The organism is Rugamonas apoptosis (assembly GCF_014042355.1).
Lineage (GTDB): Bacteria > Pseudomonadota > Gammaproteobacteria > Burkholderiales > Burkholderiaceae_D > Rugamonas > Rugamonas apoptosis.
The window spans coordinates 1-326 of the sequence record NZ_JACEZU010000050.1 but is presented as its reverse complement, the minus strand read 5'-3'; the positions used below and the strand labels follow the sequence as shown (position 1 = coordinate 326).

General features: G+C 57.4%; 1 pseudogene. It reads right to left on the bottom strand.

Annotation, left to right across the window (positions count from 1 at the left end):
• A pseudogene (locus H3H39_RS27380) lies at positions 1–326 on the bottom strand (transposase); the annotation flags it as partial.

The following is a 326-nucleotide window of genomic DNA, read 5'->3' as shown; positions in this document are numbered from 1 at the left end:
TCAGGTTGAACGCACCACGCGTAGAAACCGCTGGGATGAACTCCCATCATCTTGCACAAGCGCCGCACCGGAAATTCGTCCTGCACTTCCTGAATGAAGGTGTACCTTACCCGGACGTCTTGGCAAAATACACCGCGGCCTTTTTCAAGATGTCGCGCTCCTCGGTTACGCGCTTCAATTCAGCCTTCAGTCGCCGCATCTCGTCAGATTGGGCGTCCTGGGCTTTACGTTCAACCTCGGGCACACCATACCGCTTTGTCCACGCATAGATGCTGTGGACACTGACACCAAGCCGTTCAGCGACCTCGGCCGCTGGGTGCCCGCGA